The following is a 20,300-nucleotide window of genomic DNA, read 5'->3' as shown; positions in this document are numbered from 1 at the left end:
AGAACAACGCTTTTATAACTAACGTCTGTGGCTAAAAATCAAAAAACACCGTTTCGCCTTCACCTTGCAGGCGGATATCCAATCGATAGCGAACCTTGCCCTCGACTTCTTCGCGCTTGGCGATCAAGGTTTGGCGGCGTGCCGGGGATTCAATGCGCGATAGCACCGGGCATTGGGCATTTGCGTCTGCTTCATCGTCGAAGTAGAGCCGCGTTTGCAGGTGAATATTCACTCCACGGGCAAACAGCGTGAGATTGATATGCGGGGCCATCATTTGGCCGCTGGGGTGTTTGACCGCGCCGGGCTTGATGGTCGCAAGCGACCACTCGCTGCCATGATCAAAGGTGGTAGCGGTGCGGCCAAAGCTATTGAACGGCTTGCTCAGGTCATAATCCGCTTGGTACTCGCCGTTAGCATCGGCCTGCCACGCCTCTACAAAAGCATCACGTACCAAATCGCCATTGCCATCTATTACGGTACCCACCACTTCGATATGCTCACCCTCGGCGTCGGGCTTGGCCATCTCGTTCCAGATCTCTTCATCGCGCACGGGGTTGCCCGCCGCGGCGAGCGCAAGACCAATATGTACGTAGGGGCCAGCGGTCTGCGAAGCGGTTTCGCGCAGCATCATCTCGCTGGTCGGCTGGCTGTTGGGCTGAATAGCAGGCTGTTTCATGATGACTCCCCTCGCCTTACTGGTTTTCGAAGTAGGTTTGCAGCTCGCCGCGCACCACAATATCAAAGCGATAGGCTAGGCAGTCCATCGGCTTGCTGTGGGCCATATCCAGCCGCCCAATCATGGTTTCAACGGCGTCGGGATCCTTCAGCGTATGCACGATAGGGCAAAGGGGAATTAACGGGTCGCCCTCAAAATACATCTGGGTAATCAGGCGAGTGGAAATCGCAGGCCCTGTGACCGATACGTGAATATGCGCAGGCCGCCAACTGTTCATATCGTTCGGCCACGGGTAAGGACCTGGCTTAATGGTGCGGAAACGATAAACGCCCAGCTCATCAGTTAAGCAGCGACCCACGCCGCCGAAATTCGGATCCAGAGGCGCCAAGTACTTGTCATTTTTGTGCCGGTAACGGCCACCCGCATTGGCCTGCCACATTTCCACCAGGGTGTGCGGCACGGGCTTGCCGAACTGATCCACTACCCGACCAAACATGATAATTCGCTCGCCCTGGGGCAGCCCCTGGCTAGACTCTTGCCGAAAGTTTAGCAACAGGTCGTTGTCGTGAGGCCCCATACGCAGATGGCTGAAGTCCGGGCCGGTTAGTTCCGACACAGTCGGCTGCTGCATACTCACCAGTGCCTGCTGCGGCGAGCGCGCCACCGAAGTTTTGTACCCTGGGGCATAGGCAGGCGGATGCCAGTCCCGGTCGCGTGCTACAAAGCGTTTATTATCGTGGGTCATCACCCTTACCTCTCGTTTGTTAACATCACTCGCCTACTCACCCCAGCCAAGCTCTTTGGCTAGCGCGAAGGCGTGATTGGCCGCCGGTACGCCGCCGTAAATCGCCACGTGCATCAGTACCTGGCGCAACTCGGCCTCTGTCAGACCAATACGCTTGGCGGTTTTTAAGTGCAGCGCAAGCTCTTCACGGCCGAGCGCGGCTAGAATACCGGTGGTGATCATGCTGCGCTCGCGGTGGGTCAGGTCGTTGTTGCTCCACAGCTCGCCCCAGGCCAGGCGGGTAATCATCTGCTGGAAGGGCGCATCCAGGCTGTTGGCGTTGGCAGTGGAACGTTCAACGTGCTCTTCTCCCAGCACCTGCTTGCGGGTTTCCAGGCCGTTGGTGTAGGCCACGCCGTGATTGGCCACGTCGCCTAGATCAGCGGCGAGCACCGCGAGTAGCTTTTGCGCGAATAGCGCCGGGGCTTCCACCGGGGGCACGTGGCCCACGTCGGCAAAAATCTCAAGCGGCGCTCCATCGAGTTCAGTAGACAGCGCTTCCAGCGTCGCGGGCGGCGTAGCCATATCCTCACTGCCGCCGAACAACTGCACTTTGACGCGCTTGCCGGAGAGCTTACCGGTGAAGATATCTCGGCCAAGCATTTCGCACAGCTGGGCGTAGGACTCATCGTCACCACGGCCCATCTGAGTGCACCAGCCCGCTTTCAGCGCGGGACTTTCCTCAAACGCCGATGGGGCAAACCAGCGCGGCACGATTTCCTGGGACATCGTCGCCAGGCCTTCCTGGCGCACACGCCCTGCGCGGGTATTCCATAGATCCGGGTTACCGATCACTGCGCCAGTGTTGGTCAGCGTGGCGGAGAGCAGCCGATCACCATGCTCCGCAATCAGCTGCTGGCCAACCACGCCACCAATCGAGGTACCCGCGAAGTGAAAGCGCTGAGCACCCGCAAGCTTCACCAGGGCCAAGGCCTCTTCGGCCAAATCAGCAGGGGTAATCTGCTCACCGCTTACCGCCTGACTGGCGCCGTGGCCAGGTAGATCCCAGGTCAGCACCCGATAGCGTGAAAGCAGCGCGGGGATCACGTCGTCCCATACTGCCTGGCTCATGCCCAGGGGATGCGCCAGTACCACGAGTGGATTCACTTCCGCGCCGAGCAGCCGGTAGGCTACGCTGCGACCGTTGATGGTATGAAATGCCATGACTTTCTCCGTTAAACGCGTTCAATCAGTGTGGCGATACCCTGGCCGACACCTACGCACATGGTGCACAGCGCGTAGCGCTTGCCGCTTGCCTGCAACTGATGGGCGGCGGTGAGCAACAGGCGGGCGCCAGACATACCCAGCGGATGTCCCAGGGCGATCGCGCCACCGTTAGGGTTGACGCGGGGGTCATCATCTTTAAGGCCCAGGTCGCGCATACACGCCAGTGCCTGGGCGGCAAAGGCTTCGTTAAGTTCGATAATATCGATGTCATCGAGGCTTACGCCGGTGCGTTCAAGCAGCCGGTTGACGGCCGGAACGGGCCCGTAACCCATAATGCGCGGCTCGACGCCCGCCGTCGCCATGCCGATGATTTGGGCCATCGGGGTAAGGCCGTGCTGTTTTACCGCCGCTTCGCTTGCCACCAGCATGGCGGCGGCGCCATCGTTGACGCCCGAGGCGTTACCTGCCGTAACACTACCGCCATCGCGGAAGGGCGTGGGCAGGCCAGCGAGTTTCTCGAGCGTGGTTTCCCGCAGGTGCTCGTCCTGATCGAAGATCAGCGGTTCCTGCTTGCGGCGGGGAATCTCAATAGCGGTAATTTCCTGGGCGAAACGCCCGCCCTTTTGTGCCGCGGCGGCTTTCTGCTGGGAACGCAGGGCAAAGGCGTCCTGGTCTTCACGGGAAATGTTGAACTGCTCGGCGACGTTTTCAGCCGTCTCCGGCATGGACTCCACGCCGTAGGCTTTCTTCATCAGTGGGTTGATAAAGCGCCAGCCGATGGTGGTGTCTTCGATTTTTTGCCCACGGGCGAAGGCGCTGTCGGCTTTACCCATCACGTAGGGCGCGCGGGACATTGACTCCACGCCACCTGCCAGCGCCAGCGCCACCTCACCTGCTTTAATGGCACGAAACGCCGTGCCCACTGCGTCCATACCGGAGCCGCACAGGCGGTTCATGGTCGTGCCGGGTACCGAGGTGGGAATGCCCGCCAGCAGCGATGACATCCGCGCCACGTTGCGGTTATCTTCACCGGCCTGGTTGGCGCAGCCCATAAAGACTTCTTCAATCGCAGCGGGGTCGAGATCCGGCGCCTCCGCCAGCACGGCTTTAAAAATCGTCGCGGCGAAATCATCTGGGCGCACGCTGGCAAGGGTGCCACCAAAGCGGCCAACGGCGGTGCGGCGGGGATGACATAGATAGACGTCTTGCATAACAACATCGCTCATAAATAGATCCTTTATGCGTCCGCGTGAGCCCGCTCGGTGCGCGCTTTAAGCTCACGCAAAATCGTCAGCTCGTTTTCGCTGGGCTCTGGAGTGCTCTCAAGCTGTTCGGCGAAGCGAATCTCCCAGCCGGTCGCCTCAATCACGTCTTCGCGACTCACACCGGGGTGCAGTGACACCACTACCAGCTCTTTGCTGTCCGGGTCAGGCTTCATGACGCACAGGTCGGTGATTACCCGGGTCGGCCCTTTGCCGATATTGGGCACGTTGTCCCGCCCTTTGCCGTCGCGGCCAAAGCCAAGGGTGGTTACAAAGTCGACATCTTTCACAAAGGCGCGCTTGGAGTGTTTTAGGGTGATAAACACTTCACCGGCGTTAGTGGCAATTTCCGGCGCACCGCCGCCGCCCGGCAGGCGAACCTTGGGCGACTTATAATCGCCGATTAGCGTGGTGTTCAGGTTAGCAAAGCGGTCGATTTGCGCAGTGCCCAGAAAGCCCACGTCTACCTTTCCGCCCTGGAGCCAGTAGCGGAACATTTCCGGCACCGCGACTGTGGTCAGCGCTGATTCGCACAGCTCGCCATCGCCGATGGAAAGCGGCAGAATTTCGGGCTTGGTTTGTAGCGTGCCGGACTCGTAAATCAGCACCACCTCAGGCGCGTGAGTAAGCCGCGCCAGGTTGGCGGCTTCCGAGGGTAGCCCGATACCCACAAAGCAGGTCATGCCATTTTCCAGTGCCCGCGCCGCGGTCACCGACATCATTTCAGAAGAGCTATATTCCAGACTCATCAGGCTTGGCCTCCCGCTTTAAACACATTTTCATCGAGCCACTGGGTAAAGGTGTCGCGGTCACGGGCGATGGCATCCCACTCTTTGTAGAAACGGTTGCTTCGATCGTAATAGCCGTGGGTGTACGAGGGCAGCGCGCCTTTCTCGGCGACGGCAATGGCGCTGATGGCCCAACCAGGAATCACGCAGGCATTGGGGTGCGTGTTCAGGTCATCGACGATCTCTTCCACCGTGACGATGCTGTGCTTGGCCGCCAGAACCGCCTCTTTCTGCACGCCAACGATACCTTCCACCAGCACATTGCCCTGACGATCCGCCCGCTGGGCGTGAATGATCGAGACGTCCGGGCGCACCGACGGCACGGCGGCTAGGCGCTCACCAGTAAACGGGCATTCGATGAATTTTATTTGATCGTTGACGCTGGGCAGTTCGCTGCCGATGTAGCCGCGAAAAACTGCCAGCGGCAGACCGGCGGCACCCGCTTCAAAAGCGCAGGCCATGGCGGCGTGGCTGTGCTCGAGAATCTCGACCTTATGTGGCCAGCCTTTCTCTACCGCATCGCGCAGGCGGTGCAGCGAGCCCACGCCGGGGTTGCCTCCCCAGGAGAAGATCACCTTTTGGGCGCAGCCCGCGCCAATCAGTTGATCATAGATGATATCGGGGGTCATGCGGATCAGCGTCAGGTCGCGCTTTTTCTGACGGATCACTTCGTGACCCGCCGCAAACGGAATCAGGTGGGTAAAGCCTTCCATGGCCACGGTAGCGCCGTCTTCGACGTAGCGCGCTACCGCGTCATGCAAGCTGAGTAACTCGGCCATGTGGGGTGCCTCTTAGCTGGACGTTACTAACTTATCGGTATTTGTTCGTTAAACGAACATAGATTCTCTATACGAACAAGTTACTGTCGAACGCTAATCCGGTCAACTCTATCAGCGCTCGCCTGACGCCCTGGCGAACCACCCGCATACTTCACATCTGTAACTTAACGTATTGTTTTTCAATGCGCTTATTTCGCTTTTAGCCATTTTTTAGCGCGCATGACCTGAGCTGCGCTACTACCAAGGTATAATGCAGGGTCGCACGCTTTGCGCAGCGCATCGGTATCAACGCTGCCTTTTACATCGGAGTGGTCGGCAAGCACATCGGAATAGGGTCGTGCTTCTTGGCGAGCCGTTTCCGCAGCCGCCGCGCTCACGGCTTTCGCTTTATCCGCACCTAATTGGGGAGTAAGCAATCGCGCTACTGGCTCGGCCATAATGCCGCCGCCCGTGGCCGCCAGGTTGTGTTGCATGTTCGCGTGGTTCACCTCTAAACCTTCAAGCAGCACCGCCACTTGCTCCAATGCACCTTCTACCAGCAGAACACTCTCCGTAAGCGGCGCCCACTCTGCATGCCATTCGCCTAACCCGCGCTCATGGGGTTGGGCGGTGGCGTTTAGCAGCACGCTGGTATGGCCATGCACTTGCCGCGCCGCGCTGCGGATCAGGGCGCTGCGAACCGGGTTGCGCTTGTGAGGCATCGACGAGGATTCTCCCATCCCCGGAGCGGAAGGCTCCGCCACTTCGCCGACTTCGGTCTGGGTGAGCAGAGACACATCCAGGGCAATTTTATCGGCTGCCCCCGCCACGGCATCTAACGCCGTGCCGAGTGTATGAATAGGGTAACGGTCGGTATGCCAGGGGAGCACCGGCGCGGCCAGACCTAGCCGCTCGGCCAAGGCATCCATCCACTCAAGCCCGAGGGTATCCCAACCCGAGTGCACACCTACCGCACCACCAAACTGCACGGGTAGCTCAACGCTGCTCAAGCGGCGGCGCGCTTGCTCCAGGCCGACTGCCCAGTGAGCCACTTTCACCCCAAAGGTAATTGGCAGCGCCTGCTGCATTAAGGTGCGCCCCACCATGGGCGTGTCGATATGCGCATCCATCAGCGCCGTCGCAGCCGAGCGGCAGCGCAACAGCAGCTTATCCAGCGCCGCTAAACGTGGTTTAAGTAACAGCATCAGCGCGGAGTCGATGACGTCCTGGCTCGTTGCCCCCTGGTGCCAGTAACGCTTGATGTCATCGGCGAGCAACGCACGGCTCTGCTTGACGAAAGGAATCGCCACATTGCCACCGCTTGAGATGCCCTCGGCAATGTCGGCGACATTAAAGGTAGCGCTTTCCAGCTGGCTGCGTATTTTCTGGCTAACGCCATTTGGCACGGCGCCGCTAGCTTCCTGTACCTCTGCCAGAGCCAACTCGAAGGCCAGCATGGCGCGCACCATGGCATTATCGTCGCACGCGTCTATAGCATGCTGGCTCATGAACGGATGCTTTAAAAACACGGGGGGCATGGGCAGCGGGCCTCCTTTATAACGTTGCTCAGGATAAAATTGCACATATGTTCGTCATTCGAACTACACGCTAAATAGGCAGGCACCATCTTTCAAACACCACCTGACCAACAAACGTCAACGTGAAGTGGCTTTTACTCAAGATTTAGAAGGTTCCTCGTCGACACGTACGTAACGCAGCACCATGTCGGTAACATGATCTTCTAATTTTTGCTGATTCTCCGGCGCGGCTTGGTGCCAATCAAAAATCAGCGAAAAGGTGTGCTGGTTTGAGACATTGAAAAATGACAACGCGCTAATCAGCCAGTGCAGTTCCCGAGGATCCAAGCCTTCGCGAAAACAACCCTCCTCTACACCACGGATATAGACGTTGGTGAGTACATCAATTACCCCGGCATTGAGCGATTGAATCAACTCTGACTGCGCCAAAAAGCGGCCATGATGAATATTTTCGATCATTACCAGGCGAATAAAGTCAGGGTTTGTGGCGTGATGGCAGAAAGTAAACCGCACTAGTCGGCTAAGCGCCTCAAGCGGGGTTAGGTGGTCAAGATCTAGCTCGGCCTCTTGCAGGCGCACTTTCTGGTAGGCAGCTTCCAGGGTGTGCAGGTAGAGCGTCTCTTTATCATTAAAGTAGTAGTAAATCATGCGCTTAGAGGCGCGGGTTTTCTCTGCGATCTCATCGATCCGAGCCCCAGAGAGGCCTTTTTCCGAGAATTCGCGGGTAGCCACCGCAAGAATATCGGCGCGCACAGATTCGGGGTCATTTTTACGCCGACGCCGCGCGGCAGGAGGGCTGGCCTTGGTCGAAGGGACTGTCATAAAGCGTGCCTTTTATTGTCATGGTCGTCTTTTGTCTAGTATGCCACAGCTTGACTGAACGTACCATTTCGTACATTGTTCATTGGGACAGGATGAAACGGCCAAGCACGCCTTTACTTATGGCTTTTTCAAACCCATGACAACACCCCGATAAGAGGACAACAACAATGCCTTTAACCCCATTTACAAAAAAAGTATCCATTAAGCGCACGCTAACCGCTGCCGTCGCCGCCGCCACTCTCGCTACCGCGGCCAGTGCCTCTGCTCAAACGTTACGCTTTGCCCACGTTGACCCGGATGACTGGACCACCTCTAAAAAAGGCGCGGCCGGTCAGGTGTTCAAGAATCTGGTAGAAGCTGAAACCGATCTCACCGTGGAGCTTTACCCCGCTGGCTCACTGGGCGGTGAAACAGAGCTAATTGAAGGCGCCCAAGATGGCACCATCAGCATCGCCATGGTCTCCGGTGCCTACGCTAACTTCTGCGAAGCGGTTGCCGTCACCGATATCCCTTACACCTTCCCTTCAGCGCCGGTGGCCTGGGAAGTCATGGATGGTGAGTTTGGCACCGCGCTGGCCGAGCACTGCTTACAAGAGACGGGCCTGCGCACGTTGGCATACGGTGAAACGGGCTTTCGCCACTTCACTAACTCCGTGCGCCCGATCCACTCCCCGGAGGATATGGAAGGCCTGAAGTTCCGCGTGCAAACCATTCCGCTTTATTTGGAAATGGTAGAAGGACTTGGCGCTGAACCACAGGGTATCGCCTGGGGCGAGGTGCCAACGGCGCTCGCGACTGGCGTGGTCGATGGTCAAGAGAACCCCATCTCGGTGATCTACGGCAATAATTTCTACGAGTTTCAGGATTACCTCACATTAGATCGCCACGTTTACGGTGTGGATCATATCCTCATCAACGATGAGATATTCCAGTCGCTTAGCGAGGAACAACAAGCCGCGGTTAAACGCGCCGCTGTGGTCGCTGGCACCACCGGTCGTGCCGTTCAGCAATTCAACTCGGCGGAGGGCATCTCCAAACTGGCGGCAGAGGGCATGGAAATCACCCAGCCAACCGCTGAGCAAATGGAAGCTTTCCGCGAAGCCGCCCAACCGCCGGTTCAGGCGTACCTGACCGAAGAGCTTGGCGATGACGCGGAGTGGATTGAGCGTCTCTCTTCCGCTGTTGAAGAGGCTTCCGCGCGCTTCTAACTCCCGCCTGATCAAAGCGCTTTGCGAGTGGGCCACCTAAGGCCCACTCGCGACCCTGCGTGCCTGACTATCGATTGAAGGTGCTCTTATGTCTCCTCTTCTCGCCCGGATACACCGCGGCCTGATCCTGTTCAATGGCAGCTTGGCAGGGCTTGCCATGGTGCTGATTTTTCTGCTGGTCGCAGGCAACGCCTTTGCGCGCTACACCTTTGGCGGCTCCATAACCTGGGGAGAAGATACCGCCATTTATCTAATGATTTACGGCCTGATGTTTGGCATGTCCTGGGCGTACCTACAGGACAGACACATCGACTTTGACCTGATTCGACGCCTGCTACCGCCACGCTGGGTGCGCTGGCAGGCCGTTGCTGTCGACTTAATGGTACTGGTGATTGGCATCGGCTTAATGGTGTCGGCGGTTGAATTTATCGCCGCGCGTGGTGGGCGCACCTCATCAAGCACGGGTATGCCGATGTGGCTTTTTCAAGCCTCCATGCTGATTGGCGGTGGGCTGCTGAGCTTCTCTGCCATGGTGATGGGCGCACGTCGTTTGACCAAGCATGCCGATGAGGAGGCAACATCTTGATTTTTATATTGCTCTTAGCCCTCATCCTGCTTGGCGTACCGTTTGCCTTTGCCATACTCGGCACGCTCACGGTGCTGATGAGTACCGGCGACTTGCCCTACCACATCCGTATTGTTTCGCAGCAATTTTTCGGCGGCATGGAGTCCTTTCCGCTGCTGGCGATACCGCTGTTCATTCTGGCCGGCGAGCTGATGAACGAAGCGGGTATCACCCACCGGATTATTAACCTGGCTACCGCCATTGTGGGCCGCCTTAAGGCGGGGTTAGCCCACGTCAACATCTGGGCATCAGTGATTTTTGCCGGCCTTTCTGGCTCGGCGATTGCCGATACTTCGGCGCTGGGGCGGGTGTTCGTTCCAGCGATGGAGAAAGAAGGCTACCCGCGTGATTTTTCGGCCGCGCTTACCGCTGCCTCGTCGGTGATTGGCCCAATTATTCCGCCAAGTATCCCGGTGATTATCTACGCACTCACGGTTTCTGGGGTGTCAGTGCCGGGGCTCTTTTTGGCCGGTATCGTGCCCGGGCTATTGCTGGCGTTAGGGCTATCCATTTACGTCTATTTTTTTGCCGGTGACCTGGGTGCCACGCAGTCAAAACAGCAGTCGCGCCGCCACGCCCTCCTTCACGGCCTGCTACCCGCGCTCATGCCGGTGTTTGTGGTCGGTGCCATTCTCGCCGGTATCGTCACGCCCACCGAGGCGGCGGCCTTTGCCGTGGTGTACGCGTTGATTCTGGGCGTGGTGCTCTACCGTAATATCAAACTGGTGAATCTGCCCGGCATCTTCGCCCGGGCCATGCGCGATAGTGCGGTGATCATGGTCATCATGGGCGCTGTTGCCGCAGCCAACTGGGTACTAACGTTCGAGCGCGTGCCCAACATGCTCACCGAGTGGGCGCTGATGAGCATCGACACCCAGTGGACTTTCCTGATTGCCGTCATTCTCCTGCTACTGGTGGTGGGGCTGTTTTTGGAGGGCATCGCGGCCATTTTGGTACTGGTACCCATCCTTCACCCCATCGCCATGGCGCTGGGTATCGACCCACTGCACTTCGGCATCGTGGTGATCTTCAACCTGATGATGGGGCTGATCACACCGCCCATGGGGCTCTGCTTGTTTGTTGCCGACTCCGTCTCTGGCGTGGGGATGGGCCCCATTATCCGCCGAATTCTACCGATGCTCGCCGTGCAGTTTTTGATCCTGCTGCTGATTACCTTCGTGCCTGAGCTGGTCACCTTCCTGCCGCGCCTGGCGGGTTACTGATGTTAATCAATAAAAGGAGCGTAATGCCATGTACTCATCCATCGCCACGGTTTGCCTAAGCGGCTCGCTGGAAGAGAAGGTAGACGCCATTGCCCAGGCCGGCTTCGAGGGGCTTGAGCTGTTTGAAAACGACCTAACAGCGTTCACCGGCACGCCACGCGAGGCCGGTGAGCTGATCCGCTCCCGCGGGCTCAAACTGGTCACGCTTCAGCCATTTCGCGATTTTGAAGGCCTGCAGGGGCGCGCGCGGGAGCGGGCGTTCGACCGCGCCGAGCACAAGTTTGACCTGATGGAGGAGCTCGGCACCGATCTCCTTATGGCATGCAGTACCGTTCATCCCGATTCACTACCGGGATTAAGCCGCGCCGCCGATGACTATTATGAGCTCGGCGAGCGTGCCGCGCGGCGTAATCTGCGCGTGGCCTATGAGGCGCTGGCCTGGGGCCGCCATATTCACGACTACCGCGACAGCTGGGAAGTGGTGCGCCGCGCCGCGCATCCCAATGTTGGCCTGGTGTTGGATACCTTCCATATCTTCTCGCGCCAGACGGAGTTGGGCACCATCGGCCGCATTCCGGGGGATCGGATCTTCCTGGTACAGACCGCCGATGCACCGCGTCTATCCATGGATCACCTATCGTGGAGCCGCCACTACCGCTGCTTCCCCGGCCAGGGCGAGCTGCAGATGGATAGCTTCATGGCCATGCTGCAGGAGACCCGTTACGACGGCCCGCTCTCCCACGAGATCTTTAACGATGTTTTCCGTATGGGCCATAGCGACCAGACCGCCCGCGACGGTCTGCGCTCGTATAATTTGCTGCGCAGCATGCAGGGCGACAGCGGTATTCCCGCGCCGCAGCCGATTGAGTCGGTCGCCTTTCTGGAAATCGCCGTTGAGCCTGACGATTTAGCGTCACTACGCGAGTTGCTCAGCGCGCTGGGTATGGCCTGTGTGGGGCGCCACCACACGCTAAACGCCGAACGCTGGGCCGCGGGTGACGTTAATCTGGTGCTCAATACCGAGGCGAGTTTCACCGGCCGTGTACCGGGGCGCGACGCCACTGCTATCACTGCCATTGGCCTGCGCGTAGGCAACGCCTATGAAGCGTTCAAGCGGGCGGACAAGCTTGGCTACGATATCGTCGAGCCCGAAGAGGTCGACGCCAGCCACCGCATGAGTGCACTGCGCAACGTGGATGGCAGCCTCTCCTACATTATTGATGACTCACAGCTAAGCCGCACCTGGGATCGCGAGTTCACTGTCGATGTACAGCCCATTCCCCAGGGGTCGCTGGTGGATATCGACCATATCAGCGTGGCGCTCTCCTACCACGACTACCTCTCGCTGATGCTGCAGTACCGCGCTATTTTCCAGTTGGAGCCAACGCCCTCCTTCGATGTCACCGATCCCCGCGGGCTGATCCAAAGCCAAGTGCTGCAGAACTACAACGGTCGCTTCCGCCTGGCGCTTAACGCCAGCGCCTCGCCGGATACCGCCAGCAATCGTTTTGTGCGCCAGTACGGCGGCTCAGGAATCCACCATGTTGCCCTGCGCACAAACTCCATGCGCGACACCAGTGCAGCACTGCAGCAAGCAGGCACACCGGTACTGCCAATTCCCGGCAACTACTACCGCGACCTGGCCGCGCGCTTTGACCTGCCGGCACAAACTCTGCAATGGATGCAAGAGCACCACATCCTCTTTGACCAGGACAGCGACGGCGACTTCCATCAGCTGTATACCCAACCCGGGCGCCAGGCGTTTTTCTTTGAGCTGGTACAGCGTGAGGGTTACCAAGGGCTGGGCGCACCGAATGCCTTTGTGCGCGTGACCGCGCAGCAGCGCCTCGAAGCGGAAATTGATGGTATTGCTCAAGAAACACCAAACCACGACTCGGGAGGGAGCCAAGCATGATCAAACTCGGACTGGTAGGGGAAGGCATTGCCAAATCGCAATCTCCGGATTTGCACGAACGCCTGGGTGCCTCGTTGGGCGAGCCGGTACGCTACGATTTAGTCGATAGCCGGGGCGTGGCGGATTTTGACTTTCCCAGCGCCATACAAAGGCTACGTGCCGAAGGCTACCGGGGCACCAACGTTACGTTCCCCTTTAAGGAAAAAGCCGCGAAGCTGGCCGATATCCGCGGCGAAGGCGTTCGCCGGGTGGGCACCGCCAACACGCTGCTGTTTGACGCTGACGGTCTGCGCGCTGAAAACACCGATTACACCGGTTTTATCAGCGCCTATCGCCACTCTTTCGGCAGCCAGCCCGCGGGTGATGTGTTACTGATTGGCGCCGGGGGCGTGGGTCGCGCGGTGGCGTGTGCTTTGGGTGAGCTCGCAGTCAGTTGCGTCCACATTCTCGAACACGATATCACGCGGGCAAAAAACCTCAGCCGCGACCTCAACGCCATGGGTATTACCGCACAATCCATCACAGCGGAGCAGGCGCAACAAGAACTGCCTAATTGGCAAGGCGTGGTCAACTGCTCGCCCATTGGTCATATCAACCACCCCGGCTGCCCCATCGATACCGCCGGGCTGGGCGCCCAACATTGGGTGTTTGACGCAGTGTACATCCCCGCCCATACCGAACTTTTAAATGCCGCTTATCAGGCCGGTGCCAAAACGCTCTCCGGCGTTGATCTCTTCGTGTTCCAGGGCGTGGATGCATTTCGCTTTTTCACCGCTGGTCACATCGCTTCTGAACAGATTGATCCGCATGTGATACCGCTGCGTACTCACTATGTCGAACAGCTTGTCTCGCCACGGGCGCCCAGCGTGTCATGACGTCTCTGCAAAATAGCGTACAATTATTCGCTATTCGAATATCACCGTTTACCATTATGCGCTAAAGAGGCTGACATGCTCGCGATTCTGGCGATTACCGCGCCCATCTTTCTGCTGATCGGCATTGGCTATGGGGCGCGGTGGAGCGGCATAATCTCACGCGAGCAACTGCAGGGTGTCGGCGTATTTGTATTGTACTGCGCGCTGCCGGCCTTGGTGATCCGCGCGTTAACCCAGCAGCCTCTGGAAGAGATTTTTAGACTCAACTACCTGATCGCTTACGGCTTGGGCTCCATCGTCGTTTTCAGCGCAGGTTTGTTTCTTTGTTTGCGGCTACAGCGCCAGCCGCTTAACGCCAGTGCCATGCACGCGCTGGGCATGGCCGCGGCCAATAGCGGTTTCGTTGGCTACCCTGTTGCGGCCATGGTCATCGGCTCTCCCGCCGCGGTGCTTTTGGCTCTCAATATGCTGATTGAAAATCTTCTTATTATTCCGGCGACGCTGATTCTTGCTGAAATGGGCAACCAACATGGTTCCAGCCTATGGCAAACCGTTCGCCAAACAGTGCTTAGCCTGGCCAAAAATCCGGTATTAATTGGGCTATCGGTGGGGATATTGATCGCATTAACAGGGCTCACCGTTCCCGGCCCTATCGATCAAGTCATCAATATGCTCGCCGAAGCAGCGGGGCCTGCGGCGCTGTTTGTGATTGGCGGGTCGCTCTTTGGCCTGCACGTTAAGGGGATGGTGCGCGATGTGGGCCAAATTGTGGTCGGCAAGCTTATCCTTCATCCTCTGGCGATCTTGGTGGCGTTTCTGCTGATCCCCAATATCGACCCAGTTTACTTTGCCGGCGCGCTGCTGTTCGCTGCCGCGCCGATGATCAGCATTTACCCACTGTTCGGCCAGCGCTATGGCTTAGGCGGTGTCAGCGCCACCGCCATGCTGGTGGCGACAGTGGCGTCCTTCTTTACGCTCAGCCTGATTATCTGGTGGATGACGCTAGCAGGCTTGCTAACCATGTAGCGCGTCAATGCTTAGTCGGCGGATTTTAGAATAGAATCTAGCGCCGCTTGATAGCCCTGCGTGCCAAGACCTGCAATGACCCCATCGGCACGCAGCGAGACATAGGAGTGATGCCGAAAGCTTTCACGCTTATGGACATTTGAAATGTGCACCTCAATAACCTTACCTTCAAAGGCATTGAGCGCATCCAGGATAGCGATAGACGTGTGGGTATAGGCAGCGGGGTTCATAATGATGGCCAGCGTTCCATCGAGACGCGCCGCATGAATCGCGTCAATCAGTTCGCCCTCGTGATTACTCTGAAAACAGCTTATATCCCAGCCCGCCATTACCGCTGTCTCGCGCAAAGCGTTGTTAATATCGTCAAGCGTCTCATACCCGTACACATCGGGCTGGCGTACCCCTAAAAGGTTTAGGTTGGGACCATGGAGTACCGTTACTTTTGGCTGACTCATTGATTAATATCCTTTCTTAGCGCTAGGCCATCATCGTAGATAAGCTCATACAATCATTATAACTTGTTATTAATACTACGTTATCAGCGGGTGACTTCCAAAAACGCTCATTTGTTCGTTATTCGAACAACGTGTTATATTGCGTTTTTTAATCACCCTCAAAATGGCCTATCGACCCCATGGACGCAATGGTTCAGGAAGACAAACTTGATCCCGATGACCGCGATTTTGTCACCGCGCTTGCCAGCGGCTTGGACGTCATTCTGGCGTTTGATGATGCGCACCCGCGAATGACATTAAGCGAAGTGGCCTCGCGAACCGGCATGAATCGCGCCAAAGCGCGACGTTTTTTGCTGACGCTGCACTCATTGGGCTACGTACGCAAACAGCAGCGCTACTTTGAGCTCGCGCCCCGCGTGCTGCAACTTGGCTATGCCTTTTTGTCGGCCAACAACTACCGCAGCGTCATTCAACAATACTTGGAAGATATTACCCAGGAGAGCGGTGAGTCCTCTTCACTTGCCGTACTGGATGGCGATGACATCACCTACGTGGCCCGCTCTGCCGCCCCCCACCGGCTGATGGGCATTACCCTATCAGTGGGCACACGGCTGCCCGCCGCGCACACCTCCATGGGGCGTGTGCTGCTCGCTCAGCTTCCCGAGGCCAAGCTCGACGCCTATCTGGAACGGATTACGCTGACTCGCTACACCGACAAAACCATTACCCACAAAGACGACCTTAAGAAGTGCATTGGCAAGGTTCGTCAGCAAGGCTACGCAATTGCCGACCAGGAACTTGATCCGGGTCTGCGTTCATTGGCGGTACCGGCGTTTGATGCTAACGACAAGCTATTAGGCGCCATCAACATCAGTACCAATGCCGCCCGGGTCGACCTTGAGGCCCTGATGGAACGACACTTGCCGCTGCTGTTGGAAAAAGCCCGGCTAATTCGCACCACCATTACCAGTTAACTGCGCCAGCGCCCGCTGAAGTGATGCCTGCTGGCGCTTGGCGTAAAGCGCAATTTCGTCAATCACCGGCACGCCAAGCGCCTGTTCGAACTGCTGCTGATTGGCATCTCGAGCGTAGCCATTATGACCTTTGTCGCCCAGGTTTGACTGGAAAATGCCCGCTGCACTAACCGGTAAAAAGTCTTCGTAAATCATCGGCGTGACCGTCAGCATGCCCTGCTCAAATAAGCGTTCCACGTCATCTGCATCGACGGGCCCGGCTACATGGGCGCCTGGTACCGCGTGGTAGTGGAAAAACGCCAACCCCTCACGCCGCAGGGTGGCTTCGTCATCCGGAAAATCCTCAAACACCGCCGACAAGTGGGCCTGATGGGCATCGTTTTCCGCCACCGCTGCATTTTTTGCCTCGCCTAGCAAACGATCATACAGCGTCCGCCCGGCGTGGGTCAGGGCAATGCCACGCTGCTCTATTTCACCAAAACGTGCGGTGTGATATCCCTGGGCCGCGTCAGCAAACGAAATGGGCTCTTCCAGTGCCTTGAAACTGGTTTGACGCAGCAGGAGTGGGCAGCGCCGCCGGGGCGGCCCTTCAATGATAGCTTTCGGGTCAATGCCCACTTGCGGCATGCGCCGTTGCACCTCGTCGATATCCAGGGTGCGCGGCGTCAGATGGTTGATATGTGGCCCCTTGAAGCACACTACATCGGCAATTAAGCGATGTTCTTGCTGCAAGCGCTCGTAGGTGGCTAGATCCACGGTGGCTTGTTCATGCCAACGGAAGGTTTCCAGCGCTTGATCGACAAACTGCTCTGCCTGTTCAGCGTTCAGCCCGCCTTGGCGCTCAAAGCATTCAATCAGCGCAACGGCCTGCGGGGTGACAATACGGCGCGCATCAAGAATTTCGCTGGCCTGCTGACGCAGTTCAGGATTGTCAATCAGCTCCAGGCGCAGCAAGGAGGTGAAGACTCGAAAGGGATTGCGCGAAAGCGCCGCGTCGTCGACCGGGCGAAACGCCGTGGAATGAACCGGCACCCCCGCCGCGGCTAAATCGTAGTAACCCACGGGCTGCATGCCCATGACCGCAAACATACGCCGCAGCATGGCAAGCTCATCAGCCGTGCCGACGCGAATCGCACCGTGACGCTCCACATCGAGGCGGGCTAACTCGTTATTCGCCGCGAGGCTGCCACGCAGCGTCGGATCTGCCGCCAGCACATCCGTATTCACCGACGCAACCAACGACAGTAGGGCGCTGTATTGGGGCACTTCCTGCTGGTACATGGCCGACATGGCGTTGGAAAACTGATCGCGAATGTCGTCGCTGCTGACGTGCACTGCACTCATCATGCGCTCCTTGGGAAGAATAAGAACTTGGTAAGATAGTAGCGCGACTGTTAAACCGACAATTGCATATTTTCCGCCCATAGCTTCATCAAAATGCCATTGGGTAGACAGCAAACACCCTGATAAGTCGTTGGCGACGTTCGCCACACGACTGTTACATTAGCAGCCTCGTTTCTTAAGGTAGACGCCTCATCATGACGTGCCCGCTCTATATCGGCTTGCCCATGTGGTCCAACCAGGATTGGTTGGGCACGCTCTATCCGCGTCATGCCAAGACCGAGTTGCTCAGCGATTACGCCGCGGTGTTTTCCAGTGTCGAGGGCAATACCACTTTTTACAGCGGTGCGCCCAAGCCGGAGACGGTAGCTGCCTGGGCGCGCCAAGCACCCGCGCATTTTCGTTTTTGCTTCAAACTACCCGCCAGCGTTACCCACGACCAGCGCCTGACACGCCTGGAAGACGCCTGGGCGTTTTTAGCAGCCCTCGCCCCGCTTCACGATCGGCTAGGCCCCACGATGGTTCAGTTACCCCGCGATTTTGGCCCCGATGAATTGCCGCAGTTGGAAGCCCTGCTCGCCAGTTGGCCCGCGCATTTAGCCTGTGCAGTTGAAGTGCGCCACCCTGTATTTTTCCACAAGGGCGCCGCTGAGAAAGCGCTTAACCAATTGTTGATAACTTATCGGGCGAACCGCGTCATGCTTGATGTGCGCCCGCTGTTTTCAACCTCAGCCAATGGCTATCCGAACCTTGCTCATGCCCAGCAAGAAAAGCCGAAACTCCCATTACACGTGCTTTCAACAGCGAAACATCCTGTGATTCGCTTTATTGGCCATGTTGACAAAACCATTAACGTTAACTACTTCAATGCCTGGAAAGCTCGCCTAAGCCTGTGGATAAATCAGGGGAAAACCCCTTTCTTATTTGTGCATACTGCAGATAACCGCGAGTCGCCCGAGCTTGCCCGCAGGCTGTATAACGATGTCCACGACATCACCCCACTCCCCCCGCTTGTCCCCTTTGCCGGTGAAAAGCAGAGCCAACTATTTTAACCCACCTTTTTAGGGTGGCTGACTGGCATGCACGGCACTGATCGGATAAATTGCGCGTACTTTCGAAAAAGACGCTGGCAATCTGCTGCTTACCTATGTTTTTTTCGAATAGCTTCGAATAGCGGTGCAACGCGCCGACAACGACTTATTACAATCAATTAATTAACAGGTGATGTATGGCAAAACTTGCGCATGCGCAGTGGTCATCCAAAATGGCCTTTGTGCTGGCAGCCGCTGGCTCTGCGGTTGGTTTAGGCAATATTTGGCGCTTCTCTTATTTGGTCGGAGAAAGCGGTGGGGCGGCTTTCGTGCTGGTCTATCTTGCCTGCGTGGCATTGGTTGGCGTGCCCATTTTGCTCTCTGAGTGGCTGATTGGCCGACGCGGGCAGAAAAACCCCATCGATAGTATGCGAGAGCTGGCCAAGCAAAGTGGAAAGTCCCAGGGATGGGCGTTGGTCGGTATTAGTGGCGTACTCGCCGGTTTCTTGATTTTGTCTTTCTACAGCGTGATTGGCGGCTGGTCGCTCAACTACACGCTAAGTTCGGTGATGGGCACCTTTAGCGGCCAAGATGCTGACAGCGTCAGCGAGATCTTTAGCGGTATGCTGGCAAGCCCCGGCACACTGCTGCTGTGGCACAGCGCCTTTATGCTGTTGGTGATTGGCATCGTCGCCCGCGGCGTGACCAAGGGGCTGGAAAGTGCCGTGCGTTCGCTGATGCCCGCACTGGTCATTTTAATGCTGATTTTGGTGGGCTACGGGATGACCACCGGCCACTTCGGCGAAGCACTAGAATTTATGTTCAGCCCCGACTGGAGCGCGCTGGATGGCGGCGTGGTGCTGGCAGCCATGGGTCAAGCGTTCTTCACCCTATCGCTGGGAATGGGCATTATGATGGCCTACGGCTCATATCTCGGCGAAGACGTGAACCTGCTGAGCACAGCGCGCACCGTTATCATTATTGATACCGCCATTGCGCTACTGGCCGGTTTGGCGATTTTCCCCATTGTGTTTGCCAATGGCTTAAGCGCCGGCGAAGGCCCAGGCCTGATTTTCGTCACGCTGCCTATCGCGTTCGGTAACATGTCCGGTGGCGTGATATTGGGACTGATGTTCTTCCTGCTGCTAACCTTTGCCGCGCTGACTTCGGCGATTTCGTTGCTTGAGCCCACCGTTGAGATGCTGGAAGAGCGCACGCCGCTGTCGCGTATCACTGCAACGCTGGTAAGCGGCATTGCCATATGGCTGTTAGGCGTGGCTGCCCTGCTGTCGTTTAACCTTTGGTCAGACGTGTTGTTCTTCGGGCTGAATATCTTCAACTTGCTGGATACGTTCACCGCGAAGATTCTACTGCCGCTGACCGGTCTTGGTGCGGTCGTTTTTGTCGCGTGGTGCCTGGAGCGTAAGGGCGTCGAGCAAGAATTGGCCTTATCCGCGACGGGAATGAACGTATGGAACATCGTCGCACGCTTTATCGCACCGATTGGCGTGATTGCCGTGTTCCTGGCGGGCATCCTTTAATCACTGGTTGTCTATGCCCTGCAGTGGCAGGGCGTAGCCGCTTGACCTTAATAACCTGATCTTAGACTTTAGTGCAGTTCGCTCTCTTGCCGTTCATCTTCGTCCGGCAAGGGGGCGATCTCCCGCGATAGCTGTTGAAATTCCCGATGCAGCTCTATCCCCCGCCGTGCGCGCAGGTTACGTTGCGCGGCACTACGACGGCGCTCAGCGTGTTCGTCCACTTCCATACTCATGAAAATATCGAGCAATTCGCTCTTAACCGAGGTGATTCGTTCGACGTTTCGCATGATC

At 57.5% G+C, this 20,300-nt stretch carries 20 protein-coding genes; 9 read left to right on the top strand and 11 right to left on the bottom strand.

Going from position 1 to position 20,300, the window contains the following annotated elements:
• Positions 1–31: 31 nt before the first annotated feature.
• From pcaG to BLR97_RS00715, 8 genes are all read right to left on the bottom strand, one after another.
• Positions 32–676, bottom strand: a complete 645-nt coding sequence (pcaG, locus tag BLR97_RS00750; RefSeq protein WP_211605014.1) for a protocatechuate 3,4-dioxygenase subunit alpha — start codon at positions 674–676, stop codon at positions 32–34.
• Positions 677–692: 16 nt separating this feature from the next.
• A complete protein-coding gene (gene pcaH, locus BLR97_RS00745; protein WP_089701490.1) occupies positions 693–1,421 on the bottom strand; it encodes a protocatechuate 3,4-dioxygenase subunit beta in 729 nt (242 codons plus the stop codon).
• A gap of 33 nt (positions 1,422–1,454) precedes the next feature.
• Positions 1,455–2,624, bottom strand: coding sequence for an alpha/beta fold hydrolase (locus BLR97_RS00740; RefSeq protein WP_089701489.1), 1,170 nt, complete (start codon positions 2,622–2,624; stop codon positions 1,455–1,457).
• 11 nt (positions 2,625–2,635) lie between these two features.
• Positions 2,636–3,838, bottom strand: coding sequence for a 3-oxoadipyl-CoA thiolase (gene pcaF / locus BLR97_RS00735; protein ID WP_089701930.1), 1,203 nt, complete (start codon positions 3,836–3,838; stop codon positions 2,636–2,638).
• Positions 3,839–3,864: 26 nt separating this feature from the next.
• Positions 3,865–4,638, bottom strand: coding sequence for a CoA-transferase subunit beta (locus tag BLR97_RS00730; protein ID WP_089701485.1), 774 nt, complete (start codon positions 4,636–4,638; stop codon positions 3,865–3,867).
• Entirely contained in the window at positions 4,638–5,456 is an 819-nt protein-coding gene (locus BLR97_RS00725) for a CoA transferase subunit A (RefSeq protein WP_089701483.1), read from the bottom strand. Before BLR97_RS00725 ends, BLR97_RS00730 begins: the two co-directional genes overlap by 1 nt.
• Positions 5,457–5,644: 188 nt before the next feature.
• Positions 5,645–6,973, bottom strand: a complete 1,329-nt coding sequence (locus BLR97_RS00720; RefSeq protein ID WP_089701481.1) for a class-II fumarase/aspartase family protein — start codon at positions 6,971–6,973, stop codon at positions 5,645–5,647.
• 138 nt (positions 6,974–7,111) lie between these two features.
• The gene (locus BLR97_RS00715; protein WP_089701480.1) at positions 7,112–7,795 is read right to left on the bottom strand and encodes a TetR/AcrR family transcriptional regulator; all 684 of its coding nucleotides are present in this window, start codon (positions 7,793–7,795) and stop codon (positions 7,112–7,114) included.
• Positions 7,796–7,962: 167 nt separating this feature from the next.
• Here BLR97_RS00715 and BLR97_RS00710 point away from each other — a divergent pair, with 167 nt between their 5' ends.
• From BLR97_RS00710 to BLR97_RS00685, 6 genes are all read left to right on the top strand, one after another.
• Positions 7,963–9,003 carry a DctP family TRAP transporter solute-binding subunit gene (locus BLR97_RS00710; RefSeq protein WP_089701478.1) on the top strand — a complete coding sequence of 347 codons (1,041 nt, stop codon included), beginning with the start codon at positions 7,963–7,965 and terminating at the stop codon, positions 9,001–9,003.
• A gap of 88 nt (positions 9,004–9,091) precedes the next feature.
• The gene (locus BLR97_RS00705; protein WP_089701476.1) at positions 9,092–9,589 is read left to right on the top strand and encodes a TRAP transporter small permease; all 498 of its coding nucleotides are present in this window, start codon (positions 9,092–9,094) and stop codon (positions 9,587–9,589) included.
• Positions 9,586–10,851 carry a TRAP transporter large permease gene (locus tag BLR97_RS00700; RefSeq protein ID WP_170832957.1) on the top strand — a complete coding sequence of 422 codons (1,266 nt, stop codon included), beginning with the start codon at positions 9,586–9,588 and terminating at the stop codon, positions 10,849–10,851. Before BLR97_RS00705 ends, BLR97_RS00700 begins: the two co-directional genes overlap by 4 nt.
• A gap of 28 nt (positions 10,852–10,879) precedes the next feature.
• The gene (locus BLR97_RS00695; RefSeq protein WP_089701472.1) at positions 10,880–12,766 is read left to right on the top strand and encodes a bifunctional sugar phosphate isomerase/epimerase/4-hydroxyphenylpyruvate dioxygenase family protein; all 1,887 of its coding nucleotides are present in this window, start codon (positions 10,880–10,882) and stop codon (positions 12,764–12,766) included.
• Positions 12,763–13,641: a shikimate dehydrogenase family protein gene (locus BLR97_RS00690; protein WP_089701470.1), complete on the top strand. Its 879-nt coding sequence runs from the start codon at positions 12,763–12,765 to the stop codon at positions 13,639–13,641. Before BLR97_RS00695 ends, BLR97_RS00690 begins: the two co-directional genes overlap by 4 nt.
• 75 nt (positions 13,642–13,716) lie before the next feature.
• Positions 13,717–14,667, top strand: a complete 951-nt coding sequence (locus tag BLR97_RS00685; protein ID WP_089701468.1) for an AEC family transporter — start codon at positions 13,717–13,719, stop codon at positions 14,665–14,667.
• Positions 14,668–14,678: 11 nt separating this feature from the next.
• On the opposite strand, the gene aroQ is transcribed toward BLR97_RS00685, so the two are convergent.
• Complete coding sequence (gene aroQ, locus BLR97_RS00680) at positions 14,679–15,122, bottom strand: type II 3-dehydroquinate dehydratase (RefSeq protein WP_089701466.1); 444 nt, start codon at positions 15,120–15,122, stop codon at positions 14,679–14,681.
• 179 nt (positions 15,123–15,301) lie between these two features.
• Between aroQ and BLR97_RS00675 the strand changes: the two genes are divergently transcribed.
• Positions 15,302–16,096, top strand: coding sequence for an IclR family transcriptional regulator domain-containing protein (locus tag BLR97_RS00675; RefSeq protein ID WP_089701464.1), 795 nt, complete (start codon positions 15,302–15,304; stop codon positions 16,094–16,096).
• On the opposite strand, the gene hglS is transcribed toward BLR97_RS00675, so the two are convergent.
• Positions 16,070–17,440, bottom strand: a complete 1,371-nt coding sequence (gene hglS / locus BLR97_RS00670) for a 2-oxoadipate dioxygenase/decarboxylase HglS (RefSeq protein ID WP_089701462.1) — start codon at positions 17,438–17,440, stop codon at positions 16,070–16,072. The genes BLR97_RS00675 and hglS overlap by 27 nt on opposite strands.
• 194 nt (positions 17,441–17,634) lie before the next feature.
• Between hglS and BLR97_RS00665 the strand changes: the two genes are divergently transcribed.
• Together BLR97_RS00665 and BLR97_RS00660 are read left to right on the top strand one after the other, a co-directional pair.
• Complete coding sequence (locus BLR97_RS00665; RefSeq protein WP_089701459.1) at positions 17,635–18,489, top strand: DUF72 domain-containing protein; 855 nt, start codon at positions 17,635–17,637, stop codon at positions 18,487–18,489.
• A 176-nt stretch (positions 18,490–18,665) separates the two neighbouring features.
• Positions 18,666–20,009, top strand: coding sequence for a sodium-dependent transporter (locus BLR97_RS00660; RefSeq protein WP_089701457.1), 1,344 nt, complete (start codon positions 18,666–18,668; stop codon positions 20,007–20,009).
• 68 nt (positions 20,010–20,077) lie between these two features.
• On the opposite strand, the gene BLR97_RS00655 is transcribed toward BLR97_RS00660, so the two are convergent.
• Entirely contained in the window at positions 20,078–20,296 is a 219-nt protein-coding gene (locus BLR97_RS00655) for a PA3496 family putative envelope integrity protein (protein ID WP_089701454.1), read from the bottom strand.
• Positions 20,297–20,300 lie beyond the last annotated feature (4 nt).

This window comes from Vreelandella arcis, assembly GCF_900103865.1.
Lineage (GTDB): Bacteria > Pseudomonadota > Gammaproteobacteria > Pseudomonadales > Halomonadaceae > Vreelandella > Vreelandella arcis.
Note: the sequence above shows the minus strand (reverse complement) of the source record. Positions and strands in the feature narration are given on the sequence as shown.

Excerpts from the sequence above, each read along its gene's own strand:
- BLR97_RS00725 (WP_089701483.1), bottom strand. The coding sequence starts at position 5,456 with ATGGCCGAGTTACTCAGCTTGCATGACGCGGTAGCGCGCTACGTCGAA.
- BLR97_RS00715 (WP_089701480.1), bottom strand. The coding sequence starts at position 7,795 with ATGACAGTCCCTTCGACCAAGGCCAGCCCTCCTGCCGCGCGGCGTCGG.
- BLR97_RS00660 (WP_089701457.1), top strand. The coding sequence starts at position 18,666 with ATGGCAAAACTTGCGCATGCGCAGTGGTCATCCAAAATGGCCTTTGTG.
- BLR97_RS00740 (WP_089701489.1), bottom strand. The coding sequence starts at position 2,624 with ATGGCATTTCATACCATCAACGGTCGCAGCGTAGCCTACCGGCTGCTC.
- BLR97_RS00690 (WP_089701470.1), top strand. The coding sequence starts at position 12,763 with ATGATCAAACTCGGACTGGTAGGGGAAGGCATTGCCAAATCGCAATCT.
- pcaH (WP_089701490.1), bottom strand. The coding sequence starts at position 1,421 with ATGACCCACGATAATAAACGCTTTGTAGCACGCGACCGGGACTGGCAT.
- BLR97_RS00655 (WP_089701454.1), bottom strand. The coding sequence starts at position 20,296 with ATGCGAAACGTCGAACGAATCACCTCGGTTAAGAGCGAATTGCTCGAT.
- BLR97_RS00665 (WP_089701459.1), top strand. The coding sequence starts at position 17,635 with ATGACGTGCCCGCTCTATATCGGCTTGCCCATGTGGTCCAACCAGGAT.
- BLR97_RS00675 (WP_089701464.1), top strand. The coding sequence starts at position 15,302 with ATGGACGCAATGGTTCAGGAAGACAAACTTGATCCCGATGACCGCGAT.
- pcaG (WP_211605014.1), bottom strand. The coding sequence starts at position 676 with ATGAAACAGCCTGCTATTCAGCCCAACAGCCAGCCGACCAGCGAGATG.
- aroQ (WP_089701466.1), bottom strand. The coding sequence starts at position 15,122 with ATGAGTCAGCCAAAAGTAACGGTACTCCATGGTCCCAACCTAAACCTT.
- BLR97_RS00720 (WP_089701481.1), bottom strand. The coding sequence starts at position 6,973 with ATGCCCCCCGTGTTTTTAAAGCATCCGTTCATGAGCCAGCATGCTATA.
- BLR97_RS00695 (WP_089701472.1), top strand. The coding sequence starts at position 10,880 with ATGTACTCATCCATCGCCACGGTTTGCCTAAGCGGCTCGCTGGAAGAG.
- BLR97_RS00685 (WP_089701468.1), top strand. The coding sequence starts at position 13,717 with ATGCTCGCGATTCTGGCGATTACCGCGCCCATCTTTCTGCTGATCGGC.
- BLR97_RS00705 (WP_089701476.1), top strand. The coding sequence starts at position 9,092 with ATGTCTCCTCTTCTCGCCCGGATACACCGCGGCCTGATCCTGTTCAAT.
- hglS (WP_089701462.1), bottom strand. The coding sequence starts at position 17,440 with ATGAGTGCAGTGCACGTCAGCAGCGACGACATTCGCGATCAGTTTTCC.
- pcaF (WP_089701930.1), bottom strand. The coding sequence starts at position 3,838 with ATGCAAGACGTCTATCTATGTCATCCCCGCCGCACCGCCGTTGGCCGC.
- BLR97_RS00730 (WP_089701485.1), bottom strand. The coding sequence starts at position 4,638 with ATGAGTCTGGAATATAGCTCTTCTGAAATGATGTCGGTGACCGCGGCG.
- BLR97_RS00710 (WP_089701478.1), top strand. The coding sequence starts at position 7,963 with ATGCCTTTAACCCCATTTACAAAAAAAGTATCCATTAAGCGCACGCTA.